This window comes from Micromonospora parva (assembly GCF_040649675.1).
Lineage (GTDB): Bacteria > Actinomycetota > Actinomycetes > Mycobacteriales > Micromonosporaceae > Micromonospora > Micromonospora parva.
In genome coordinates this window covers 306,243-327,434 of sequence record NZ_JBEZFX010000002.1, presented here as the reverse complement: position 1 = coordinate 327,434, position 21,192 = coordinate 306,243, and the positions used below count along the sequence as shown (strand labels likewise).

Genomic DNA, 21,192 nt, shown 5'->3' with positions numbered 1-21,192 from the left:
CCGTGAACCAGAACCACCGCGAAGCCATGGCCGACGTGCGCGACATGTACATGGCGCACTCCGCGCTCCGTCGCGAATTCAGCCTGCTGCCGCAGCTCGTCCGGGACGTCACACCGGGCGACACCAGGCGCGCGGAGGTCGTCGGCGCCCACGCCGAGATGCTCTGCCACATCCTGCACCTGCACCACGAGGGCGAGGACCTGCTGCTGTGGCCGCTGCTGCTGGAGCGCGGCGGCGCGCAGGCGACGGCGATCGTCCCCACCATGGAGGCGCAGCACCACGCCATCGAGGACGCCCACGCGGCGGTGGTGGCCCTCCTCCCCCAGTGGCGTCGTACCGGACGCGACGGCGAGCAGCTCGCCGACGCCCTGGAACAGCTCCGCAGCGCGCTGATCGAGCACATGGCTCTGGAGGAGAAGGAGATCCTGCCCCTGGCGGAACGGCACGTCACCGCCCGGGAGTGGATGCGGCTCGGCGAGCACGGGATGAGCAAGTCCTCGAAGAAGCAGCTGCCGTTGGCCTTCGGCCTGGCCATGTACGAGGGCGACCCGGCAGTGGTCAAGGCGGTGCTCGCGCACGCCCCGCTGCCGGCCCGGTTGCTCATGCCGATCATCGCGCCCCGGCTGTTCGCCAACCACGCCCGGCGGGTGCACGGCACCGCCACTCCCCCACGCATCGGCGCCACCGCCAACTGAGCGGGGTCGGCGGCTCAGCCGACCGGCCAGGGCGACGAGGTCACGCCCCCGGGCCTGGTGATCAGCAAGCGGCCAGGAAGGCCAGCACGCGCGGCCAGGCCGCCGCGCTGGCGTCCGGGGAATATTCAGCCACCTCCGGATCGGTGAACAGGTGGCCCACCCCGGGATAGCGGAACACCGTCAGGTCGGCGCCGGCGCCGGTCATGGCCCGCTGCCACTCGTCGACCTCGTCCGGGACGTCGTACGGGTCGGGGTCGGCGAGGTGCAGCTGCACCGGCAACCCGGGTCGGACCGCGTCCGGGGCCCCACCGGTGCCGTGCATCAGGAGCAGACCGGCGGCGTCGGGGCGCTCGGCCAGCAGCGCCCCGGCCACCCCGGCGCCCATCGAGAAGCCGGCGAGCACGGTCTGCGGTGGCAGGTCACGCAGCGCGGCCCGGGCCCGGTCCAGCACCACCTCCTGGCCGATCTTGTCGAGCAGCGCGAAGCCCTCCTCGACGGTGTCGGCGGCCGGGACGCCGTACAGGTCGGGGGTGCTGACCTGGTGCCCGGCGGCGCGCAACCGGTCGGCGGCGGCGCGCACGGCGGGGCGCAGCCCGTACACGGAGTGAAACAGCACGACGTGTCGCATCCGGTCATCCTGCCGCAGCCGGGCGACAGTCCGGGGTGGCCACGCCCAGCGGGCGTCAGACCAGTGCCGTCAGCCGCGCGACCAGGTCGGTCGGTGCCGGCATCCCGGCGATCTCGCGGCTGACCTGTGCGGCGGCGGTACGCAGGCGCTCGTCGGTGAGCAGCTGGGTCAGCGCCCGCGCGGTGATGTCGCGCGGGCGCAGCGCCAGACCGGCGCCCCGGCGGGCCACCAGCTCGGCGTTGTGCCGCCGGTCCCCCGGACCCGTGGTGGCCAGTTGGGGCAGGCCGGCGGCGAGGGCACCGAGGACGCTGCCCGCCCCACCGTGGTGCACCAACGCCGTGCTCGCCGGCAACGCCTCGTCGAGGGGAATCCAGTCGACCACCCGGACGTTGCCGGGCACCGAGCGGGCCGACCGTTCGTCGGGACGGACCAGCACGATCTCCGCGTCCACCTCGGCGGCGGCGGCCACCACGGCGGGCATCGGCCCCCGGTCGCCGGGGCCGGTCAGGGTGCTGCGGGTGACCAGGATCCGCTGGCGGTCACCCGGCTCGCGCAGCCAGTCCGGCAGCTCGCCACCGCCCACGTAGGACGAGTAGCGCATCGGCCAGCCGCCCTGCGTGGCAACGCTGGGCGGGGCCACGGCCAGGGCGGCGGCCGGCGCGGGCAGCTCGGTGAGGCCGTGGCGGCGCAGCGCACCGCCGAGTCGGGCGACGGTGGCGCGGACCAGATCCCGGCCATCGAAGAGGGCGTTCTCCTGGCGTACGGCCGGCACGTCGAGGCGCGCGGCGGCGACCGCACCGGCGACCGCGAACGGCTCGTACACCACCAGATGCGGCCGCCAGTCGGTGGCCAGCGCGACCACCGGGTCGGTGAGCTGGTCGTTGAGCGCGCCGAACAGCAGGCCGGCGCCCCGGGTGCCGGCGGTGCCGGCCATCTCCGCGCGGGCGATCAGCGGATGGCGGGGGAAGACCCGCAGCGCGATCCGCCCGAAGTCGAAGCCCGGCGCGATGTCGTGCACCGACAGACCGGCCTCGGCGGCGGCCAGGCCCCCACCGCCGGTGGCCACCAGCACGTCGTGGCCGGCGTCGCGCAGCGCGACCGCGAGCGGCACCAGTGGGAAGACGTGCCCGACGAGCGGGGCGGAGACCACCAGCACACGCATGCGCAGGATCCTATGTCGGGTTCGACGTCGAGGTGGGCCGCCGGTCGACGATGCGGCGCATCTTGCCCATCGACCGTTCCACAGTGTCCGGGGCGAGCACCTCGACCGCCACGCTCACGCCGAGGGTGTTCTTCACCAGCTGCACCAGCGTGCCGCCGGCCCGGTCGGCGGCATCCACGGCGACGCCGGCGCGCCGCTCCACCCGCACCGTGAGGGCGTCCAGCCGGCCGTGCCGGTCGAGGACGCACTGGAAGTGCGGCGACAACTGCGGAATCCGCAGGATCAGCTCCTCGATCTGGGTGGGGAAGATGTTCACCCCCCGCAGGATCATCATGTCGTCGGTCCGGCCGGTGATCTTCTCGATCCGGCGCATCGGCCGGGCGGTGCCGGGCAGCAGCCGGGTCAGGTCGCGGGTGCGGTAGCGCACGACCGGCATCGCCTCCTTGCTCAGCGAGGTCAACACCAGCTCACCGCGCTCGCCGTCGGGCAGCACGGCCCCGGTGACCGGGTCGATGATCTCCGGGTAGAAGTGGTCCTCCCAGAGGTGCAGCCCGTCCTTGGTCTCGACGCACTCGGTCGCCACACCGGGACCCATCACCTCGGAGAGCCCGTAGATGTCGACGGCGTGGATGTCCAGCTGCTGCTCGATCTCCCGGCGCATGTCCTCGGTCCACGGCTCGGCCCCGAAGATGCCCACCCGCAGCGAGGTGGACCGCAGGTCGATGCCCTGGCGGCGCATCTCGTCCACGATGGCCAGCAGGTAGCTGGGCGTGACCATGATGACCTCGGGTTCGAAGTCGCGGATCAGCATGACCTGACGCTCGGTCATGCCACCGGAGACCGGGATGACGGTGCAGCCCAACTCTTCAGCCCCGTAGTGCGCGCCCAGACCGCCGGTGAAGAGCCCGTAGCCGTACGCGACGTGCACCCGGTCACCCGGACGGCCGCCGGAGGCGCGGATCGAGCGGGCCATCAGGCGCGCCCAGATGCGCAGGTCGTCGCGGGTGTAGCCGACCACCGTCGGGCGGCCGGTGGTGCCGGAGGAGGCGTGCAGGCGGGCGACCCGCTCCCGGGGTACGGCGAACATGCCGAACGGGTAGTTCTCCCGCAGCTCGGCCTTGCCGGTGAACGGGAAGCGGGCCAGGTCGTCGAGATCCCGGCAGTCGTCGGGGTGCACCCCGACCGCGTCGAACGCCCGCCGGTAGTGCGGCACGTTGTCGTACGCGTGCCGCAGCGACCAGCGCAGTCGGTCGCGTTGCAGGGCGCGCAGCTCGTCGATGCCGGCGCGCTCGATCGGCTCCAGCTCCTCCGGACGAGGGGTGCGGTCCTGCATCGGCTGCCTCCTTGGCGCGGTCCCGGTGGGGCTGCGGGTACCGTACGCCCGCCGTCGCGCCGGCCGGCGGGGCGGTCAGCGGGCGGCGGGCAGCCGGTGCAGGGCGTCGACCAGTGGTGCCAGCTCGGGGGTGGCCTCCGCCTGGGCGAGCGCCTCGGTGAGCACCCGGTCGTGGGTCGGTCGGGTCTGGGCGAGCAGCTCGGAGCCGGCCGGGGTCAGCTCGGTGTAGATGCCGCGCCGGTCGTCGGCGCAGAGGATCCGGGTGAGCAGCCCCCGCTGTTCGAGGCGGGTGACCAGCCGGGTGGTGGCGCTGCCGGAGAGCGCGGCGGCGCGGGCGAGCTGGCTCATCCGCATGTGCCAGCCGTCCTGGCGGGACAGCGCGTCGAGCACTGTGTATTCGACGACGGAGAGGTCGTGGCCGGCCTGTAGGGCGCGTTCCAGGGACGTCTCGATCAGCCCGTGCAGGGCGGCGAGGGTGCGCCAACCCTGGGCGCGGATCTCGACCGCGTCGTCCGCGATGCCCATGGCTGCCTCCTCGGTGTGATCTGAACGGATGCCAGGCTACCACGCTTGCGCCGATATAAAGCGCGTGCAAGTATCTCGTTGCTGGCGCGTGTAGTTGCACACGCCTTATATCTGCCCCCTCTCGACGGGAAGACCATGTCCGTACGCCACAAGTCCCTGCCGCCCGGCCTGATCGCGCTGGCCATCGGCGCCTTCGGCATCGGGCTCACCGAGTTCGTCATCATGGGGCTGTTGCCCGAGGTGGCCGCCGACTTCGCGGTCACCGAACCGGTGGCCGGCTGGTTGATCTCCGGCTACGCGCTCAGCGTGGCCGTCGGCGGGGTCGCCCTCACCGCGGCGGTCACCCGACTGCCGCGCAAACCGGTCCTGCTCGGCCTGATGGTGCTCTTCATCATCGGCAACCTGCTCTCCGCGATCGCCGGCGACTACGCCGTGATGATGGCCGGCCGGATCGTCGCCGCGCTCTGCCACGGCGCGTTCTTCGGCATCGGCGCGGTGGTCGCCGCCGGCCTGGTCGCACCCGCGCGCCGGGCGGGTGCCATCGCCATGATGTTCGCCGGCCTGACCATCGCCAACGTGCTCGGCGTGCCCTTCGGCACCTTCCTCGGGCAGCACTTCGGCTGGCGGTCGACGTTCTGGGCGATCACCGCCATCGGCGTGGTCGCCCTGGTCGGGCTGGCAGCGCTCATCCCGGCGGGCGACACCGCCGACGCCGACCGGCCGGCCGGCGGGCTGCGCGGCGAGTTGCGCGCCTTCACCCACGCCCAGGTCTGGCTCTCCCTGGTGATCACCGTCCTGGGCTTCGGTGGGATGTTCGGCGCGTTCACCTACATCGCCTACACGCTCACCGAGGTCAGCGGCTTCGCCTCCAGCACGGTGCCGTGGCTGCTGGTGCTCTTCGGAGCCGGGCTCTTCGCGGGCAACCTGCTCGGCGGCCGGGCGGCGGACCGGTCCCTGTCGCGCACCCTGGTCACCGTCCTGGCGGTGCTCACCGTGGTGCTCGTCGGCTTCGCGCTGACCGCCACCAACCCGGTGCTGACCATCGTCGCGCTGGTGCTGATGGGCGGGTTCGGCTTCGCCACCGTGCCGCCGCTGCAAATGCGGATCATGCGGTACGCCCAGCAGGCGCCAACCCTGGCCTCCGGGGCGAACATCGCCGCGTTCAACCTCGGCAACGCGCTGGGCGCCTGGATCGGCGGTGTGACCATCGCCGCCGGGCTCGGCTACACCTCGCCGATCTGGGCCGGTGCCGCGCTCACTCTGGCCGGCTTGGGCGTCCTGCTCGGAGCGCTGCGGTTGGCCCGTCGCGACCAGTCGGCCCGGGCCGACGAGGGCCTGGTGGACGCCGCGTTCTGACGGCGCGGGACGAGGACGCCGGGCCGGACGGAAGCGCCGGGCCCGGCGCCGCTCTGATCATCGCCTCGCCATCTTCTCGCAGTTGCAAAAGATGTGCAACAAGGTCTGGACAACGCACTCGTGGCGTAATTAGCCTGATCGCTATGACTCCTTACATCGAGGATCCCTGGGCCTGGCAGGAAAGCTGGGACCGCCAGCAGGAGGCCTACCTCCCGGACCGGGAACACCGGTTCGCCGCGATGCTCGACACCGTCGACGCGGTCATCGACGGCCGGGCACCGCGCGTGCTCGACCTGGCCGGCGGCACCGGCACCATCTCGCTGCGGACCCTCGCCCGCTTCCCCACCGCGCAGACGACCCTCGTCGACCTCGACCCGGCGCTGCTCGCCATCGCCAGCGCCTCGCTGGCCGACCGGGCCACCATCATCACGGCCGACCTCGGCATCCCCGAATGGCGCTCCGCGCTCCCCCACCGCGAGTACGACGCCGTCCTCACCGCCACCGCCCTGCACTGGCTGCCGGCCGACCGGATCGGGCAGCTCTACGCCGAGGTGCGCGACGTGCTGCGCCCGGGCGGCGTCTTCGTCAACGCCGACCACATGCCGGACGACACCCTGCCGGAGCTGACCAAGCGGCTGATGGACCGGGCCCGTGACCGGCGCAACGCCCGGTACGCCGCCGGCTCGATGCTGTCCTGGTCGGACTGGTGGGAGCGGGCCGGCGCCGATCCGGCGCTCGCCCCGCTGGTCGCCCGGCGTCACGCGATCTACCCGACCGGGCACAGCCCCGAGTGGAACCCACCGGTCTCCTGGCACCTCGCCGCGCTCACCGCCGCCGGTTTCCGCGAGGTCGGCACGCTCTGGCGCGGCGGCCCGGACGCCGCGGTGGCGGCAGTGCGCTGACACCACCCTCCGCCGGCAGCGCGGCAAGCCGACGGCAGTGCTGACGCCGCTGACGCCGGCACTACGCTGAGGAGCCGTGCCAGAGCCGTTCGAGCCGCGTACCGACCCCGACGTCGATCTGCGCGTCCCCGCCGACCGCCGCGAGCTGACCGCGCGCCCCGCGACGATTCTCGCGGTGATCGCGGCCGGCGGCGTGCTCGGCGCGCTGGCCCGGGCCGGTCTGCAACACGCCGTTCCGCACCCGCCGACCGGCTTCCCGTGGGCCACGTTCACCATCAACACGTCCGGTTGCCTGCTGATCGGCGTGCTGATGGCGGTGCTCGGGCACCTCGACGGTGGGCACCCGCTGGCGCGCCCGTTCCTCGGGGTCGGGGTGCTCGGCGGGTTCACCACCTTCTCCACGTACGCGGTCGACGTCCAGCAGGCGATCGTCGCGGGCGCACCGGGCACCGCGCTGGCGTATCTCGCCGCGACGGTGCTCGGGGCGCTCGTCGCGGTCGGGCTGGGCGATGCGGTCACCGCCGGGCTGCTGCGCCGGGCGGCCCGATGACCGTCCTGCTCATCGCCCTGGGCGCGGCCATCGGCGCGCCGCTGCGCTACCTCGCCGACCGGGCCGTGCAGTCCCGACACGCCTCGGTGTTCCCCTGGGGCACATTGCTGGTCAACGTGGCAGGGTCGCTGCTGCTCGGCGCCTTGGCCGGATGGCCGGCCGGCCCGGCGGTCAGCGCGTTGCTCAGCACCGGCTTCTGCGGCGCGCTGACCACCTACTCCACCTTCAGCTACGAGACACTGCGGCTGACCAGGGGCGGGCACCGGCTGCTCGCCCTGGCCAACGTGCTGGGCAGCGTGGCCGCCGGACTCGCCGCGGCCACCGCCGGGTACGCGGTCGCCCGCGCCCTGACCGGCTGACCCCGCCAGCCCGATCGCCTCGCCATCAACGCCTCGACCAGGCGTCGACCCGCAACACACCGAGGGTATATACGCGAGGTATACCCTCGGTGTAGTCTTCCGGCATGAGCGTGCCACTGACTCTTCTCGGCCTCCTCGAACGGGAGCCCAGCCACGGTTACGACCTGAAGCGCGACTACGACGCCTTCTTCGGCCGAGGCAAGCCGTTGCCGTTCGGCCAGGTCTACTCCACCCTCAGCCGACTGGCCCGCGACGGCAAGGTGGTGATCAGCGACGTCGCCCCCGGCTCCGGCCCGGACCGCAAGCGCTACATCATCACCGACGTCGGGGCGACCGAGGTCGAGCAGTGGCTGACCCAGCCGGTCGACCCGGAGCCGCACCTACAGACGGTGCTCTTCGCCAAGGTCGTGCTCGCGCTGATGCTCGACCGACCGGCCGCCGAATACCTCGACACCCAGCGCAGCGCGCACCTGCACCGGATGCGGGAGCTGACCGAGATCAAGCGCGCCGGCAGCCTGGTCGACGCGCTGCTCGCCGACCACGGCCTCTACCACCTGGAGGCGGACCTCCGGTGGATCGAGATGACCGGCGCCCGACTGGACGCCCTGCGGAAGGAGGTGCGGCGGTGAGCGTCGTGATCGAAGCGCGTGACGTCGAATTCTCCTTCGGTCAGACCCCCGCCCTGCGCGGCGCCAGCCTCGCCGTGGACGCGGGCGAGATCGTCGCCGTCATGGGCCCCAGCGGCTCGGGCAAGTCCACCCTGCTGCACTGCCTGGCCGGCATCCTGGTGCCCGACTCCGGCGAGATCCTCTTCGACGGGGCCAAGGTCCACGCCATGGCCGAGACCGAGCGCAGCAGCCTGCGCCGGGACCGGTTCGGGTTCGTGTTCCAGTTCGGCCAGCTCGTCCCCGAGCTGACGGCGGCCGAGAACGTCGCCCTTCCGATGCTGCTCAGCGGCGTACGCCGGACCGAGGCGCTGCGCAGGGCGTACACCTGGTTCGAGCGCCTCGGCCTCGACGGCATGCAACAGCGCCGATCGGGTGAGTTGTCCGGTGGGCAGGCGCAGCGCGTAGCCCTGGCCCGGGGCCTGGTCGCCGAGCCGCAGGTGCTCTTCGCCGACGAGCCGACCGGCGCGCTCGACTCGCTCACCGGTGAGCAGGTGATGGACCTGCTGGTCGGCGCCGCCCGCGAGCAGGGCACCACTGTCATCCTGGTCACCCACGAGGCGAGGATCGCCGCGTACGCCGACCGCGAGGTCATGGTCCGCGACGGGCGCGTGAACGCGCCGGACCGGATCGCCTCATGATCCGCTTCGGGCTCCGCCTCGCCGTGGCCGGCGGCCGTGAGGCGCTCACCCGCCTGATCGTCATCGCCGCCGCCGTCGCGGTCGGCAGCGGTCTGCTGCTGACCACACTCGCCGGGGTCAACGCCGTCGACGCCCAGCTCACCCGGTACGCCTCGGTGTATCCCAGCGCCTCGACCGGCGGCGACGCCGACCCGCTGTGGTGGTCGACCCGAAACGACTACTTCCACGGCGAGCAGATCATCCGGATCGACGTGGCCGCCACCGGCTCGAACGCGCCCACCCCGGCCGGCGTCCCGACCACTCCCGGTCCCGGCGAGTTCTACGCCTCGCCCGCGCTGCGGGAACTGCTGGCCGCGCACCCGGCCGACCAGTTGAGCGACCGTTACCCGGGCCGTGACGTCGGCACCGTCGCCCCCGCCGGGCTGACCTCACCGAACACCCTGCTCGCCATCGTCGGCGGCACCCCGGACAGCGTCGGCAAGCTGCCCGACGCCAGGCAGGTCAGCGACGTCGGTGACAAACCAGCGCTTCCCGAGACCGCGGTGAACCTCATCCTGGGCGTGATCGCCGGCGGGCTGCTGTTCCCGGTACTGATCTTCATCGGCACCGCCACCCGGCTCAGCGCCGCCCGCCGGGAGCAGCGTTTCGCCGCGATGCGCCTGGTCGGCGCGACGCCCCGGCAGATCTCGACGGTCGCCGCGGTGGAGGCGGCCGCCGCCGCCGTCGCCGGCACCGCCGTCGGCTTCGGCCTGTTCTACGCCTTCCGCGACCCGCTCGCGGGCATCCCGTTCACCGGCATGCCGTTCTTCCCCAGTGACATGTCACTGGGCGTGCTGGACGTCCTGCTGGTGGCGCTCGGCGTCCCGGCCGGCGCGGCGCTGGCCGCCCAGGTCTCGCTGCGTCGGGTACGGATCTCGCCGCTGGGCGTCACCCGCCGGGTCACCCCCCGTGCGCCGCGCGCGTACCGACTGATCCCGATGGTGCTCGGCGTCGCCGTGCTGTTCTTCGCCATCAGCTTCCGGCCCGCCACGTCCGACGGCCAGGCGGCGGTCTTCCTGCCCGGGCTGCTGCTCATCATGCTCGGCCTGATCTTCGCCGGCCCCTGGCTGACGATGGTCGGTGCCCGGGTGATGGCCCGGTACGCCAGCCGCCCCGCCACCCTCATCGCCGCGCGGCGTCTCGCCGACAACCCGAAGGCAGGCTTCCGGGCGATCAGCGGCATCATGCTCGCGCTCTTCGTGACGAGCGTGGCCGTCGGCGTGATCACCACGATCATCGACAACCGCGGTCCGGCCCCGATCGGCTCGACCGACGCGGGCACGGTGACCACCGTCTTCGACGAGAAGGTGCCGTCGGTGCCCGACCCGCTCTTCGCCGAGCTGCGGGCGATCAGCGGCGTACGGTCCGCGACCGCCGTCCGGGAAGACCCGGACATCACGAACGGCGGCGAGGGCGGGTTGATCGCGTGCACCGACCTCCCGAGCGCGTACGGCCGGTGCGCCGACGGCGCGAGCGTCATCGAGGTGCCGATCGGTCTCAGCCGCTGGCGGGAGTCGGCCTCGCCCGCGACGGTCTGGCCCGCCGCGTCGTTCACCCTCGACGAGCTCCAGCGGCTACCGGTCGGGTCGATGGTCGTCGGCACCGACGGTTCCGCCGCCGCCGTCGAGCGCGTCCGCACCGTGCTGGAGGTCGCCTTCCCGAGCTTCTGGGTGGGGCCGAACGTGCCCGGCGACTTCGAGTCGGACTTCGCCGACACGCTGCGCGGCTGGGAACAACTGGCCAACGTCATCATCATCGCCAGCCTCGCGCTCGGCGGGTGCAGCCTCGCGGTCAGCGTCATCGGCGGCCTCACCGAACGCCGACGCCCGTTCAGCCTGCTGCGGCTCAGCGGAGCGCCGGTACGGGTGCTGCGTCGGGTGGTCGCGTTGGAGAGCGCCGTACCGATGCTCGCCGTCGCCGCGGTCGCCATCGGCATGGGTCTGCTCGCCGCCCACCTGTTCCTGCGGGCGCAGATGGGTTACACGCTCGTCGCGCCGCAGCCGGGCTTCTACGTGATCGTCGTCGTCGGGTTGGCGGCCTGCCTCGCCGTCATCGCGTCCACCCTGCCGCTGCTGGAACGGATCACCGGTCCGGAGACCGCCCGCAGCGAGTGACCGTCAGACCGTGGGCCCGGTGGTCGACAGCGCGACCACCGGGCCGACGACGAAGACGGCGGGCGGACGGATGCCCTCCCGGGCGGCCGACGCGCCGATCTCGTCCAGCCGGGCGGACACCGACCGCTGCTCGGGCAGCCCGGCGTCCTGTACCGCGAGCACCGGCGTCTCCGGGGCGCGACCGTGCTCGATCAGCGCCGACGCGATCTTGGCGATGGTGTCGACTGCCATCAGCAACACGACGGTGCCCCGGGCGCGGGCCAGCGCCGCCCAGTCGACCAGCGAGTTGGGGTGCCCGGGCGGCAGGTGTCCGGACACGACGGTGACGTCGTGCGCCACGCCCCGGTGGGTGACCGGCACGCCGGCCAGGGCCGGTGCGGCGAGCGCGCTGCTCACCCCGGGAACCACAGTCACCGGCACACCGGCGGCCGTGCAGGCCTGCACCTCCTCGTGGCCGCGCCCGAAGACGTACGGGTCACCACCCTTGAGCCGGACCACCCGGCGGCCAGCCCGGGCGTGCGACACCAGGGCCTCGTTGATCGCCTCCTGGGCCATCGACGGGCCGCGCGGCACCTTGGCGGCGTCGACCACCAGCACGTCGGGGCGCAGCCCGGCGAGCAGCCCCTGCGGGGCCAACCGGTCGACCACCACCACGTCCGCGGCGTCGAGCAGCGCCTTGCCGCGTACCGTGATCAGGTCGTCGGGTCCGGGCCCGCCGCCGACCACCGCCACCGACCCGTGGTCGTGGTGGTGGTCGTGCCCATGGTGGTCGTGCCCGTGGTGATGGTGGTGGCCGACCGGGTCGTCGGGGTGGTCGTGCGGGCGTTGCGGGCGACCCACCTTGTCGGCGAAGCCGGGCATCAGCACCCGGTACGCGCAGGTGTCGCAGTTCATCCGGATGTCGCCGCCCAGCGCCTCGGCGTAGCGTTCCCGCACCAGGTCGGCGAGGGTGTCGCAGTCGCCGATCACCTCGGCCACCCGCACGTCGAGGTCGCTGTGGGCGGCGGCGAACTCGGTCGACTGGGCGACGATGCGGTCGGGAAGCACCCCGGCGAACAGGAAGTACGGCGCGACGACGATCCGCCGCGCGCCGAGACGGCGCAGCCGCTCCAGCACGGCCGGCACCGACGGCTGGGCAAGGGAGATGAACCCGGGCTCCACGCCCGCGTAGCCGCGCCCCTCCCAGAGCAGCCGGGCGACCTTGGCGACCTCGGCGTTGGCGTCCGGGTCGGTCGACCCCCGCCCGATCAACGCCACCCACGTGCCGGCCCGATCGGCACCCGTCAGCTCGGTGCCGGCCCGGTCGGCACCCGCCAGCGCGGCGTCGATGCGTTCTTCGAGGGCGTCGTGCAGCAGCGGGTGGGGGCCGAGCGGACGGCCGTAGCGGTAGCTGAGCCCCGGGTGACGCTGCTGTTCCCGGGCCATCGCGGCGGGGATGTCGCCCTTGCCGTGGCCGGCGCCGGTGAGCACCAGCGGCAGCGCCACGAGCGCCCGGTGCCCGCGCGCGACCAGCGCGCCGACCGCGTCGGTCAGCGGTGGGCGGGACAGCTCGATGAAGCCGCCCTCGACGTCGCCGAGGTCACCGCGACGACGGACCCGCTCGACGAGAGCGGCGAACTGGTCGACCCCGGCCGCGCTGCGCGTACCGTGCCCGACGATGACCAATCCGGTCATGACTTCTCCTCGACGTAGAGCAGGGCGTTGAGGGCGGCGGCGGCGACCGCCGAGCCGCCCTTCTCGCCCACGTTGGACACGGCGGGCAGGCCGCTGGCCCGCAGCGCCGCCTTCGATTCGGCGGCGCCCACGAAGCCGACCGGCAGGCCGACGACCAGCGCCGGTGCGGCGTGCAGTGTGAGCAGTTCGACGAGCGCGGTGGGCGCGCAGCCGACCACCCAGACCGCGCCGGGCCCGACCCGGTCCAGGGCGATCCGCACGGCCGCCGCCGATCGGGTGATGCCGGCCGAGCGGCCCAGGTCGGCCGCGGCCGGCTCGGCGACCGGGCAGACCAGTTCCAGGCCGGTGCGGGTGATGCCGGCGGCGACCATCGCCACGTCCGTCACCACGGGTACGCCCGCGCGCAGCGCGGCCAGCCCGGACCGCAGGGCGGTCTCGTCGCAAACGAGGTCGTCGACGTAGGCGAGGTCGGCGCTGGCGTGCACCACCCGTTCGGTCACCGCGCGGCTCAGCGGCGGCAGGTGCGACAGGTCGACGCGCTCGCGCAGGATGCGGTACGACTCGACCTCGATGGGGTGCACCACCCGGCTCATCGGGCTCCTTCCGACGGCTCGACGACGCGGATCGCGTCGACGGGGCAGATCTCCAGGCACTCCAGGCAGCCGGTGCACCGGTCGGCGCGGACGGTGAGGCCACCGGCGATTGGTGTGATGGCGTGCGTGGGGCAGGTGCGCAGGCAGGCGCCGCAGCCCTGGCAGGCGTCGATGGTCACGAGCGCCACCGGTACCCCCGGGGGGTGACCATCCGGCCGGCGACCAGCCGTGTGTCGCTGTTGCCGACGACCACCACGCTGTACATGTCGACGATCGCCGGGTCGAGCGTGGCCACCGTGGCGAGGTGGACCTGTTCGCCGGGGCGGCTGGCGTTGCGCACCACCCCCACCGGGGTGTCCGGTGGCCGGTGCCCGGCGAGGATGCCGAGCGCCTTGCCGAGCTGCCAGTCGCGGGCCCGGCTGCGCGGGTTGTAGAAGATGGTCACGAAGTCACCCTCGGCGACGGCGGTCACCCGTCGTTCGATGACGTCCCACGGGGTGTGCAGGTCGGACAGGCTCAGGTAGGCGTGGTCGTGCCCGAGCGGCGCACCGAGCAGCGCCCCGGCCGCGAGGGCGGCGGTGACGCCGGGCACCCCCACCACGTCGATGCGCTCGTCGGCGTACTCCAGGGCGGGGCTGGCCATCGCGTACACCCCGGCGTCGCCGGAGCCGATCAGCGCGACCGCCCGGCCGGCGGCGGCCTCGGCGACGGCGGCGCGGGCCCGCGCCTCCTCCGCGCCCAGCCCGCTGGCGAGCACCCGGGTGCCGGGGCGCAGCACGTCGCGGACCTGGTCGAGATACTGGTCGAGGCCGACCACCACGGCGGCGCGACGCAGTTCGGTGACCGCGCGGGGGGTGCGCAGGTCGGCGGCGCCGGGCCCGAGGCCGACGACGGCGAGCCGGCCGCGTGGCGCGTGCCGGGCCACCGCCACGGTGGCCATCGCCGTCGCGGTCTTGCTCACCAGCAGCGTCGCGTCGCCGGCCCGGCCATCCGAGCCGAGCAGAGCCGCGGCCTCCGCCACGCTCGGCGTGCCGACCGCGGCCCGGACCACCTCGCTGGGGTGCGGCACGTCGACCGCCGCGAGGCGCGTCGCCGGCCAGGTCACCAGGGGTACGCCGAGTGTGTCGGCGGTGCTGCGGATGCCCGCCTCGTCGGCCTTGATGTCGGCGCTGGCCAGGCAGCGCAGGCTCGCCGGATCGAGGCCGGCCTCGGCCAGCACCCGGTGCAGCAGCTCCGCCACCTCGACGGTCGGTACGCCCCGACTCGCGCCCACCCCGGCGACCAGCGACGGCGGGCGCAGCACGGCGGTCCGCCCGTCGGTCGGCACCACCCGGTCGGTGACCAGCAGCCGGTACCCGTCGTCCGGTGTGTCCTCATCGCTGGCGCGCACGTTCGGGGGCAGGGCGGGCAACGGCCAGCCGGCGTCGGCGACCAGTAGGACCGGTTCACCGTCCAGGATGGCCCGGGACACCGCGGCCACCGCGCCGTGGACCGGCCAGCCGAGGGTGTCCAGCCCGGGCAACCCGACCGCGTCGGTGGCGGTGGTGATCACCGCTCGGGCGTCCAGCAGGGCGGCGACCTGCTCGGCGAGGGCGTTGCCGCCACCGGCGTGCCCGCCCAGCAGTGCCACCGCGTGCCGGGCCGCCTCGTCGACGACCACCACCGCCGGGTCGGTGCGCTTGTCGTCGAGCAGCGGCGCGACGATCCGTACGACCGCCCCGGTGGCCAGGAACGCGACCACCGCGTCACAACCGGCCCAGGCGGCGCGCAACGCCTCGGCCACGGTGTCCCGCTCGACCAGCCGGGCGTGCGGCCACGCGGCGGCCAGGGTGTCGGCGTGCCGGCGGCCGGCGGCGGTGGCCGCCACCAGGCCGATCCGGGCGGGCGGGTTCTGGTCGGTCACTGGCGCTCCCCGGTGAGGACGACCACCGGGTTGGTGGCCGCGAGACGGATCGACCCGCCGGGCAGGTCGGCGAGGCGGGCGGCGGAGAGCTGGCTGCCCTCGACCGCGTAGCCGGCGGCGCGCAGCAGACCGACTGCCGGCGCGACGCGGTCCAACGCGGCCAGGGTGAGCACGATCCGTGCGGGTCGGCGGGCCAGCACGGCGGTCAGGACGTCGACGCCGCCGCCACCGACGAAGACCGCATCCGGTTCGGGTAGCCCGTCCAGCGCCGCCGGGGCGCGCCCCACGACGATCCGGACGTCGACGGCGTGCGTGGCCGCGTTGTCCCGGATCGTCGCGGCGGACGTCGGATCCTGTTCGACGGCGAGCACTGCCGCGCCGAGCAGCGCGCACTCGATGCCGACCGAGCCGCTGCCCGCGCCGATGTCCCAGACGAGGCGGCCCAGTCGGGGGCGCAGCCGGGCGACGACCAGGGCCCGCACCTCCGACTTGGTGATCATGGAGTCGCGGTGGGCGTACCGGCTTTCCGGCAGCGCCCACCCGCCGGCCGGCGCGGCGGCCGGCTGGTTGTCGACCCGCATCCCGCCGACCGTGCCCGGATCGGCGTCGGCGGACCCGGCATCAGTGGGCCTGGACCCGGCGTCGGTAGACCCGGACCCGGCGAATCCGGCGCCAGTGGGCCCGGACCCGGCAGGTCCGGTGTCGGCGAGGCTGAGTAGGACGTGCGGGTCGGCCCAGGTCTCGGCGGTGGCCTGCTCGGGGGTCACCGCGCGGATCCGTTCGGCGGCGGTGCCCAGGTGCTCGGCGACCAGCAGGCGACGGGACCAGCCGATCAGGCCGGCACCCAGCTCGGCCGCCCCGGCGCCGGGCGCGGTGAGCACCGCGACCAGTGGCAGCGCCCGGCAGGCGTTCACTGCGGTTCGGAGGTCACGCCCGTGCGCGGTGACCACTGCCGCGCCGTCCCAGGGCAGCCCGGCGCGGGCGAACGCGGCGGCCACACTGGACACCGCCGGCACCACCCGCAGCGGCAGCCCGGCCGCGCGCAGCCGCCGGACGATGCCGAACAGGCCGGGGTCGCCGCTGGCCAGCACCACGGCCGGCACCCCGGCGTCGACGGCCTCGGCGAGGCGGCGCAGGGCGGGGGCGAGCGGCCCGAGGGTGGCGGTGTCCGCGTCGGCCGGTACGGGCACGGCAGCCAGGTGCCGGGCGGCCCCGACCACCAGCCCGGCAGCGGCCAGCACCGGCGCGAGAGCGGGGTGCGGCGGTGCGCCGGCCGCGTCCAGGCCGACCACGGTCACCGGTTCCGCCCGGGTCACCGGCTCAGCCCGCGTCATCCGGACCACCGGCCGGACGAGGCGACGACGTGCGCTCCGGCAAAGTCGACCATCGCCACGTCCACTGTGACCGTCGGCCCGGCGAAGCGCCGCAACACCGCCTGGACCCGCTGGCAGAGCAGGTCGCCGGCCGGGGCGAGCAGCCCGGCGGCCTCCCACAGCTCGTACGCGTGCCGCCCGGTGTTCGCCTCGGTCACGGCGGCCACGAGCGACGGATCGCCGCCGGCCTCGGCCGTCACCGCGCCGAGCAGCGACAGATCCACCTTGGAGCGGGTGTAGTGGGTCATCAGGATGCCCGCCGCGAGTTTGGCGAGCTTGCCGGCCATACCGACGAACACCACCCCGGTCATGCCGTCCTCGACGGCGGCGGTGACCGCCGCGCCGGTGAAGTCGCCGACCTCGACGAAGCACACCTCGGGCAGGTCCGGCAGCAGCGCGCGGGCGGCCCGCTCGGTACGCCCACCGGTGCAGAGCACCACTGCGCGCTCGCCCTGGGCGGCCATCACGTGCACTGCCTGCACCACGCTGGCCCGCCACGACGCGGTGGAGAAGGGACGAACGATCCCGGTGGTGCCGAGAATCGAGATCCCGCCGAGGATGCCGAGGCGGCGGTTGGTGGTCTTGCGGGCCATGATCTCGCCGCGAGGCACGCTGATCACCACCCGGACGCCGACCTCGCTGAGGCCGACCACCTCGGCCACCGCCTCGCCGATCATCCGGCGGGGGGTGTCGTTGATCGCCGGGCCGCCGACAGCGAGCCCGAGGCCGGGCTTGGTCACCGTACCGACGCCGGCGCCGCCGGCCAGCCGCAGGCCGGGTACGTCGGTCCAGTTCACTGTGGCGGTCAGCTCGGCGCCGTGGGTGACGTCCGGGTCGTCCCCGGCGTCCTTGACCACCACCGCCTCGGCGCGCACCGGTGGGGTGCCGGTCACCTCGCAGCGTTCGACAGGAAAGCGCACCCGGCGCCCGGCGGGCAGCCCGATCTCCACCTCCTGTTGTGTCTCGCCGGTGACCAGCGCGGTGACCGCTGCCTTGGCCGCTGCCGTCGCGCACGCCCCGGTGGTCCAGCCGGTGCGCAGCGCGGTGGGCCGGACCTTCGCGGTACGCGGCAGGTCCGGCTCGCGCAGCGGCGGCTCGGCGTACGTCATGGGGTTTCTGTTTCTCCGGCGCGGGCGCGGCGCAGCTCGGCGCGGGCGGCCGGCTCGGCCCGGCGGAAGGTGTGGAAGTGCCCGGGGTGGTAGAGGTGCGAGCGGGTGCCCTCGGCGGCGAGCGCCGGCCCGACCAGGAACAGGGTGTGCTTCCACAGCTTGTGCTGCTTGACGGTCGCCTCCAGGGTGCCGACAGTGCAGCGGACCACCAGCTCGTCGGGCCAGGTCGCCTGGTACGCCACGACGGCCGGGGTGTCCGGCGGGTAGCCGCCGGCCAGCAGCTCGGCCTGCACCTGCCCGGAGCGGGCGGCGGAGAGGAACAGGGCCATGGTGGTGCCGTGCCGGGCGAAGTCGCGGACCCGCTCGCCGGGCGGCATCGGGGTCTTGCCGCCTTCGAGGCGGGTGAGGATCACCGACTGGGCCACCTCGGGCACTGTCAGTTCCCGTCCGACGATCGCCGCGACGGCGGTGAACGAGGACACCCCGGGCACGATCTCGACGGCCAGGCCGAGCGCCCGGCACAGGTCCAGCTGCTCCTGCACCGCGCCCCACAGCGCCGGGTCTCCGGAGTGGATCCGGGCCACCGTCAGCCCCTGTTCGGCGGCGCGCCGGTAGAGCGGCAGCACACCCTCGATGGGCAACTGCGACGAGTCGACGATCTCCGCGTCGGGGCGGGCGTGCGCCAGCACGTCGGCGTGCACCAGGCTGGCCGCCCAGATCACGATGTCCGCCTCGGCGATCACCCGGGCGGCCCGCAGGGTCAGCAGGTCCGCCGCACCGGGGCCGGCACCGACGAACCACACCTTCGCGTCGCTGGTCACAGCTTTCCTCCTCGGTGCTCACGGCGGGCCGGAACCAGCAGCGTCGACAGGTACGGCAGGTCGTCCCCGGTGTCGTCGACCGGCCCGACGCGTTCACCGGGCAGCCCCAGGCTGCGGCCGAGCACCGCGTCGGCGAGGCGGCCCTGCCGGCGCAGTTCGGCGAGCAGCTCCGGGTGCCGCCGCCAGCCCTTGTAGGCGACCACGGTGCCCGGCCCGGCGAGGGCGTCGGCGAAGAGCGCCAGGCCCGCGGTGGCCGGCAGCAGGGTGAGCGGTTCGCGTCCCTCGCAGAGCGGGGTGCCGCTGCGCGCCGCCAGCTCCTGCATGGCGGTGACACCGGGCACTGTCGCCACCCGCACCGCCGGGCGCAGCGCGCGGACGCTCTGGGCCAGGTACCCGAAGGTGGAGTAGACGTTGGGGTCGCCGATGGTGGCGAACGCCAGCGACCGTGCGCCCGCGTCGATCGCCTCGGCCACCACCCGGGCCGCCTCGTCCCACGCCTGCGCCCGGCGCACGGTCACCCCACCCCGGTCGTCCAGCGCGAACGGCAGCCGACGCAACCGGTCCGCGGCGACGTGCTGCCGCACTGTCGCCTCGGCCCGCCCGGCCTGCGCGCCCGGCGGCGTCGGAGCGGCGGTCGCGCCGGGTTCGGCCCGGTCCGCCATCACGGGTACGAAGACCAGGTCGGCCTCGCCCAGCAGCCGCACCGCCTTGACGGTGAGCAGCTCCGGGTCGCCGGGGCCGACACCGACCCCGGTGAGCGTGGCGGTCATCGGGCCGCCTCGACCAGTCGGCGGGCCGCGCCGGGGTGACCGGCCCAGTGGGTGTGCAGGTAGGACGCGTGCACCCGGCCGGAGACGAAACCGTGCTCGGCGTCGTTCCACCGCCACGCCGGTGCGTCGCCGTGCCCCGGGTCGGTGGTGGTGCGGTGGAACTCGTGGCCGCGTACCTGCTCACCGGCGCGGGCCACCGGGGAGTCGGTGCTCGCCACTGCCTCCCGGTAGCCGAGGGTGAGCCGGTCGGTCATCCGGGCGGTCAGGTCCAGCCGACCGCACATCGGTACGCCGTCCAGGGACCGCCCGAGGTAGAGCAGCCCGGCGCACTCGGCCACGATCGGCCCGTCGAAGTCGGCCAGCTCGGCGCGCAGCGCGGTGTTGTCGGCAAGCGCCTGGGCGTACGCCTCGGGGAAGCCGCCGCCGATCACCACCGCGCGGGTGCCGGTGGGCAGCGCCGGGTCGCGCAACGGGTCGACGGTGACGACGTCCGCGCCCGCCGCGGCGAGCAGTTCGGCGGTCTCCGCGTACGAGAAGGTGAAGGCCGGACCACCGGCGAGCGCGACGCGTGGTCGCTCGACGCCGGCCGGCCCGCCGACGGCGGCGACCGGGTCCCACGCCGGGGCGGTCAGCGGCGGGGCGGTGCGGGCCAGGGCGAGCACGGCATCGACGTCCACTGTGGCCTCGACTAGTTCGGCAAGGGCGGTGACGATGGCGAGCGACTCGGGGGCCCGCTCGGCGACCGGCACCAACCCGAGGTGCCGGGCCGGCGCGGCCACCTCGGCGGCGCGGGTGACCGCCCCGAGCACCGGTACGCCCACCTCGGCCAGGGCGTCGCGCAGCAGCGTCTCGTGCCGGGGTGAGCCGACCCGGTTGAGGATCACCCCGCCGATCCGAACCGCCGGGTCGAACGCGGCCATGCCGAGGGTGAGCGCGGCGGCCGAACGGCCCTGCGCGGTGGTGTCCAGCACCAGCAGCACCGGTGCCTCGATCAGCCGGGCGACGTGCGCGGTGGAGGCGAAGTCACGCCGGCCCACCGCGCCGTCGTGCAGGCCCATGACGCCCTCGACCACGGCGACGTCGGCGGGCGTGGGGACGCTCGCGCCGTGTCGCAGCAGGGGGGTGATCAGGTCGGGCCCGACCAGGAACGGGTCGAGGTTGCGGCCGGCTCGTCCGGCGGCGAGGGCGTGGTAGCCGGGGTCGATGTAGTCGGGGCCGACCTTGTGCGGGCTGACGGCGAGTCCCCGTCGGCGGAGCGCGGCGAGCAGCCCGGTGGCCACCGTCGTCTTGCCGTGGCCACTGGCCGGGGCGGCGACCACCACCCGGGGCAGCGCCCACTGCCCGCTCACCATTCGATGCCCTTCTGGCCCTTCTGGCCGGCGTCCATCGGGTGCTTGACCTTGGTCAGCTCGGCGACCAGGTCGGCGGCGGCCACCAGGCGCGGGTCGGCGTCCCGACCGGTGATCACGACGTGCTGGAAGCCGGGCCGGTCGGCCAGCGTGGCGACCACCTCGTCGACGTCCACCCAGCCCCACATCATCGGATAGGTGAACTCGTCCAGCACGTACAGCCCGTACCGTTCGGCGGCCAGGTCGCGCTGGATCTGCCGCCAGCCCTCCAGGGCGTCGGCGGCGTGGTCGGCGTCGCCGCCGCGCTGGATCCAGGACCAGCCCTCGCCCATCTTGTGCCAGGCCACCGGCGCGCCCTGGCCGGTGCGCTCGTGCACCTCGCCGAGGGTCCGGAAGGCGCTCTCCTCCCCCACCCGCCACTTGGCGCTCTTGACGAACTGGAACACCCCGACCGGCAGGCCGGCCGTCCAGGCCCGCAACGCCAGCCCGAAGGCCGCCGTCGACTTCCCCTTCATCTGCCCGGTGTGGACCATCAACAGCGGCCGGTGCCGCCGCTGCCGGGTCGTCAACCCGTCAGCGGGCACCACGCTCGGTTGTCCCTGCGGCATCAGGCCGTCCCCCATCCCTCGTC

The 21,192-nt window shown here is 74.3% G+C and carries 22 protein-coding genes; 8 read left to right on the top strand and 14 right to left on the bottom strand.

Annotated elements, in window-relative coordinates; genetic code table 11:
- The first annotated feature begins 2 nt into the window (after positions 1-2).
- Positions 3-695: a hemerythrin domain-containing protein gene (locus tag AB0C03_RS06710; protein WP_030327564.1), complete on the top strand. Its 693-nt coding sequence runs from the start codon at positions 3-5 to the stop codon at positions 693-695.
- 61 nt (positions 696-756) lie between these two features.
- Here AB0C03_RS06710 and AB0C03_RS06705 read toward each other — a convergent pair whose 3' ends face one another.
- The 4 genes from AB0C03_RS06705 to AB0C03_RS06690 form a co-directional block, all read right to left on the bottom strand.
- A complete protein-coding gene (locus tag AB0C03_RS06705) occupies positions 757-1,323 on the bottom strand; it encodes a dienelactone hydrolase family protein (RefSeq protein WP_357635029.1) in 567 nt (188 codons plus the stop codon).
- 55 nt (positions 1,324-1,378) lie between these two features.
- Positions 1,379-2,485 carry a nucleotide disphospho-sugar-binding domain-containing protein gene (locus AB0C03_RS06700; RefSeq protein ID WP_357635026.1) on the bottom strand — a complete coding sequence of 369 codons (1,107 nt, stop codon included), beginning with the start codon at positions 2,483-2,485 and terminating at the stop codon, positions 1,379-1,381.
- Between the two features lie 10 nt (positions 2,486-2,495).
- Positions 2,496-3,818 carry a phenylacetate--CoA ligase PaaK gene (paaK, locus tag AB0C03_RS06695; RefSeq protein WP_357635023.1) on the bottom strand — a complete coding sequence of 441 codons (1,323 nt, stop codon included), beginning with the start codon at positions 3,816-3,818 and terminating at the stop codon, positions 2,496-2,498.
- Between the two features lie 75 nt (positions 3,819-3,893).
- Positions 3,894-4,343 (bottom strand): MarR family winged helix-turn-helix transcriptional regulator, encoded by a 450-nt coding sequence (locus tag AB0C03_RS06690; RefSeq protein WP_030327558.1) that lies wholly within the window; start codon positions 4,341-4,343, stop codon positions 3,894-3,896.
- 135 nt (positions 4,344-4,478) lie between these two features.
- Here AB0C03_RS06690 and AB0C03_RS06685 point away from each other — a divergent pair, with 135 nt between their 5' ends.
- The 7 genes from AB0C03_RS06685 to AB0C03_RS06655 all read left to right on the top strand — a co-directional run bounded on the left by AB0C03_RS06685 (position 4,479) and on the right by AB0C03_RS06655 (position 10,969).
- The gene (locus AB0C03_RS06685; protein WP_357635020.1) at positions 4,479-5,699 is read left to right on the top strand and encodes an MFS transporter; all 1,221 of its coding nucleotides are present in this window, start codon (positions 4,479-4,481) and stop codon (positions 5,697-5,699) included.
- Between the two features lie 143 nt (positions 5,700-5,842).
- Positions 5,843-6,601, top strand: coding sequence for a class I SAM-dependent methyltransferase (locus tag AB0C03_RS06680; protein ID WP_357635017.1), 759 nt, complete (start codon positions 5,843-5,845; stop codon positions 6,599-6,601).
- Between the two features lie 76 nt (positions 6,602-6,677).
- On the top strand, positions 6,678-7,151 hold the full coding sequence (locus AB0C03_RS06675; protein ID WP_030327554.1) for a fluoride efflux transporter FluC: 474 nt from the start codon (positions 6,678-6,680) through the stop codon (positions 7,149-7,151).
- Positions 7,148-7,510, top strand: a complete 363-nt coding sequence (gene crcB / locus AB0C03_RS06670; RefSeq protein ID WP_030327553.1) for a fluoride efflux transporter CrcB — start codon at positions 7,148-7,150, stop codon at positions 7,508-7,510. The genes AB0C03_RS06675 and crcB overlap by 4 nt, the downstream gene beginning before the upstream one ends.
- Positions 7,511-7,614: 104 nt before the next feature.
- Entirely contained in the window at positions 7,615-8,139 is a 525-nt protein-coding gene (locus tag AB0C03_RS06665; RefSeq protein WP_030327552.1) for a PadR family transcriptional regulator, read from the top strand.
- On the top strand, positions 8,136-8,816 hold the full coding sequence (locus tag AB0C03_RS06660) for an ABC transporter ATP-binding protein (RefSeq protein ID WP_030327550.1): 681 nt from the start codon (positions 8,136-8,138) through the stop codon (positions 8,814-8,816). Before AB0C03_RS06665 ends, AB0C03_RS06660 begins: the two co-directional genes overlap by 4 nt.
- On the top strand, positions 8,813-10,969 hold the full coding sequence (locus tag AB0C03_RS06655; protein WP_357635012.1) for an FtsX-like permease family protein: 2,157 nt from the start codon (positions 8,813-8,815) through the stop codon (positions 10,967-10,969). Before AB0C03_RS06660 ends, AB0C03_RS06655 begins: the two co-directional genes overlap by 4 nt.
- A 3-nt stretch (positions 10,970-10,972) precedes the next feature.
- Here AB0C03_RS06655 and cobA read toward each other — a convergent pair whose 3' ends face one another.
- Genes cobA through cobO form a run of 10 tightly spaced genes read right to left on the bottom strand, consistent with a single transcriptional unit; the run spans position 10,973 to position 21,169 of the window.
- Entirely contained in the window at positions 10,973-12,643 is a 1,671-nt protein-coding gene (cobA, locus tag AB0C03_RS06650; protein ID WP_357635009.1) for a uroporphyrinogen-III C-methyltransferase, read from the bottom strand.
- Entirely contained in the window at positions 12,640-13,236 is a 597-nt protein-coding gene (locus AB0C03_RS06645; RefSeq protein ID WP_210866098.1) for a precorrin-8X methylmutase, read from the bottom strand. The genes cobA and AB0C03_RS06645 overlap by 4 nt, the downstream gene beginning before the upstream one ends.
- Positions 13,233-13,424, bottom strand: coding sequence for a DUF362 domain-containing protein (locus tag AB0C03_RS06640; RefSeq protein ID WP_210866097.1), 192 nt, complete (start codon positions 13,422-13,424; stop codon positions 13,233-13,235). Before AB0C03_RS06640 ends, AB0C03_RS06645 begins: the two co-directional genes overlap by 4 nt.
- Positions 13,412-15,139, bottom strand: coding sequence for a precorrin-3B C(17)-methyltransferase (gene cobJ, locus AB0C03_RS06635; RefSeq protein ID WP_357635005.1), 1,728 nt, complete (start codon positions 15,137-15,139; stop codon positions 13,412-13,414). The genes AB0C03_RS06640 and cobJ overlap by 13 nt, the downstream gene beginning before the upstream one ends.
- Entirely contained in the window at positions 15,136-16,473 is a 1,338-nt protein-coding gene (gene cbiE / locus AB0C03_RS06630; RefSeq protein ID WP_357635002.1) for a precorrin-6y C5,15-methyltransferase (decarboxylating) subunit CbiE, read from the bottom strand. The genes cobJ and cbiE overlap by 4 nt, the downstream gene beginning before the upstream one ends.
- Positions 16,470-17,621, bottom strand: a complete 1,152-nt coding sequence (locus AB0C03_RS06625; protein ID WP_357635000.1) for a cobalt-precorrin-5B (C(1))-methyltransferase — start codon at positions 17,619-17,621, stop codon at positions 16,470-16,472. Before AB0C03_RS06625 ends, cbiE begins: the two co-directional genes overlap by 4 nt.
- Positions 17,618-18,442, bottom strand: a complete 825-nt coding sequence (gene cobM, locus AB0C03_RS06620; RefSeq protein ID WP_210866094.1) for a precorrin-4 C(11)-methyltransferase — start codon at positions 18,440-18,442, stop codon at positions 17,618-17,620. The genes AB0C03_RS06625 and cobM overlap by 4 nt, the downstream gene beginning before the upstream one ends.
- On the bottom strand, positions 18,439-19,212 hold the full coding sequence (cobI, locus tag AB0C03_RS06615; RefSeq protein ID WP_210866093.1) for a precorrin-2 C(20)-methyltransferase: 774 nt from the start codon (positions 19,210-19,212) through the stop codon (positions 18,439-18,441). The genes cobM and cobI overlap by 4 nt, the downstream gene beginning before the upstream one ends.
- A complete protein-coding gene (locus AB0C03_RS06610) occupies positions 19,209-20,564 on the bottom strand; it encodes a cobyrinic acid a,c-diamide synthase CobB (RefSeq protein ID WP_357634996.1) in 1,356 nt (451 codons plus the stop codon). The genes cobI and AB0C03_RS06610 overlap by 4 nt, the downstream gene beginning before the upstream one ends.
- Positions 20,558-21,169 carry a cob(I)yrinic acid a,c-diamide adenosyltransferase gene (gene cobO / locus AB0C03_RS06605; RefSeq protein ID WP_357634993.1) on the bottom strand — a complete coding sequence of 204 codons (612 nt, stop codon included), beginning with the start codon at positions 21,167-21,169 and terminating at the stop codon, positions 20,558-20,560. Before cobO ends, AB0C03_RS06610 begins: the two co-directional genes overlap by 7 nt.
- Positions 21,170-21,192 lie beyond the last annotated feature (23 nt).

Bases quoted from the DNA above. Each gene is read 5' to 3' on its own strand.
- AB0C03_RS06705 (WP_357635029.1), bottom strand. From the start codon at position 1,323: ATGCGACACGTCGTGCTGTTTCACTCCGTGTACGGGCTGCGCCCCGCC.
- AB0C03_RS06700 (WP_357635026.1), bottom strand. From the start codon at position 2,485: ATGCGTGTGCTGGTGGTCTCCGCCCCGCTCGTCGGGCACGTCTTCCCA.
- paaK (WP_357635023.1), bottom strand. From the start codon at position 3,818: ATGCAGGACCGCACCCCTCGTCCGGAGGAGCTGGAGCCGATCGAGCGC.
- AB0C03_RS06690 (WP_030327558.1), bottom strand. From the start codon at position 4,343: ATGGGCATCGCGGACGACGCGGTCGAGATCCGCGCCCAGGGTTGGCGC.
- AB0C03_RS06685 (WP_357635020.1), top strand. From the start codon at position 4,479: ATGTCCGTACGCCACAAGTCCCTGCCGCCCGGCCTGATCGCGCTGGCC.
- AB0C03_RS06680 (WP_357635017.1), top strand. From the start codon at position 5,843: ATGACTCCTTACATCGAGGATCCCTGGGCCTGGCAGGAAAGCTGGGAC.
- crcB (WP_030327553.1), top strand. From the start codon at position 7,148: ATGACCGTCCTGCTCATCGCCCTGGGCGCGGCCATCGGCGCGCCGCTG.
- AB0C03_RS06665 (WP_030327552.1), top strand. From the start codon at position 7,615: ATGAGCGTGCCACTGACTCTTCTCGGCCTCCTCGAACGGGAGCCCAGC.
- AB0C03_RS06655 (WP_357635012.1), top strand. From the start codon at position 8,813: ATGATCCGCTTCGGGCTCCGCCTCGCCGTGGCCGGCGGCCGTGAGGCG.
- cobA (WP_357635009.1), bottom strand. From the start codon at position 12,643: ATGACCGGATTGGTCATCGTCGGGCACGGTACGCGCAGCGCGGCCGGG.
- AB0C03_RS06645 (WP_210866098.1), bottom strand. From the start codon at position 13,236: ATGAGCCGGGTGGTGCACCCCATCGAGGTCGAGTCGTACCGCATCCTG.
- cbiE (WP_357635002.1), bottom strand. From the start codon at position 16,473: ATGACGCGGGCTGAGCCGGTGACCCGGGCGGAACCGGTGACCGTGGTC.
- AB0C03_RS06625 (WP_357635000.1), bottom strand. From the start codon at position 17,621: ATGACGTACGCCGAGCCGCCGCTGCGCGAGCCGGACCTGCCGCGTACC.
- cobI (WP_210866093.1), bottom strand. From the start codon at position 19,212: ATGACCGCCACGCTCACCGGGGTCGGTGTCGGCCCCGGCGACCCGGAG.
- AB0C03_RS06610 (WP_357634996.1), bottom strand. From the start codon at position 20,564: ATGGTGAGCGGGCAGTGGGCGCTGCCCCGGGTGGTGGTCGCCGCCCCG.
- cobO (WP_357634993.1), bottom strand. From the start codon at position 21,169: ATGCCGCAGGGACAACCGAGCGTGGTGCCCGCTGACGGGTTGACGACC.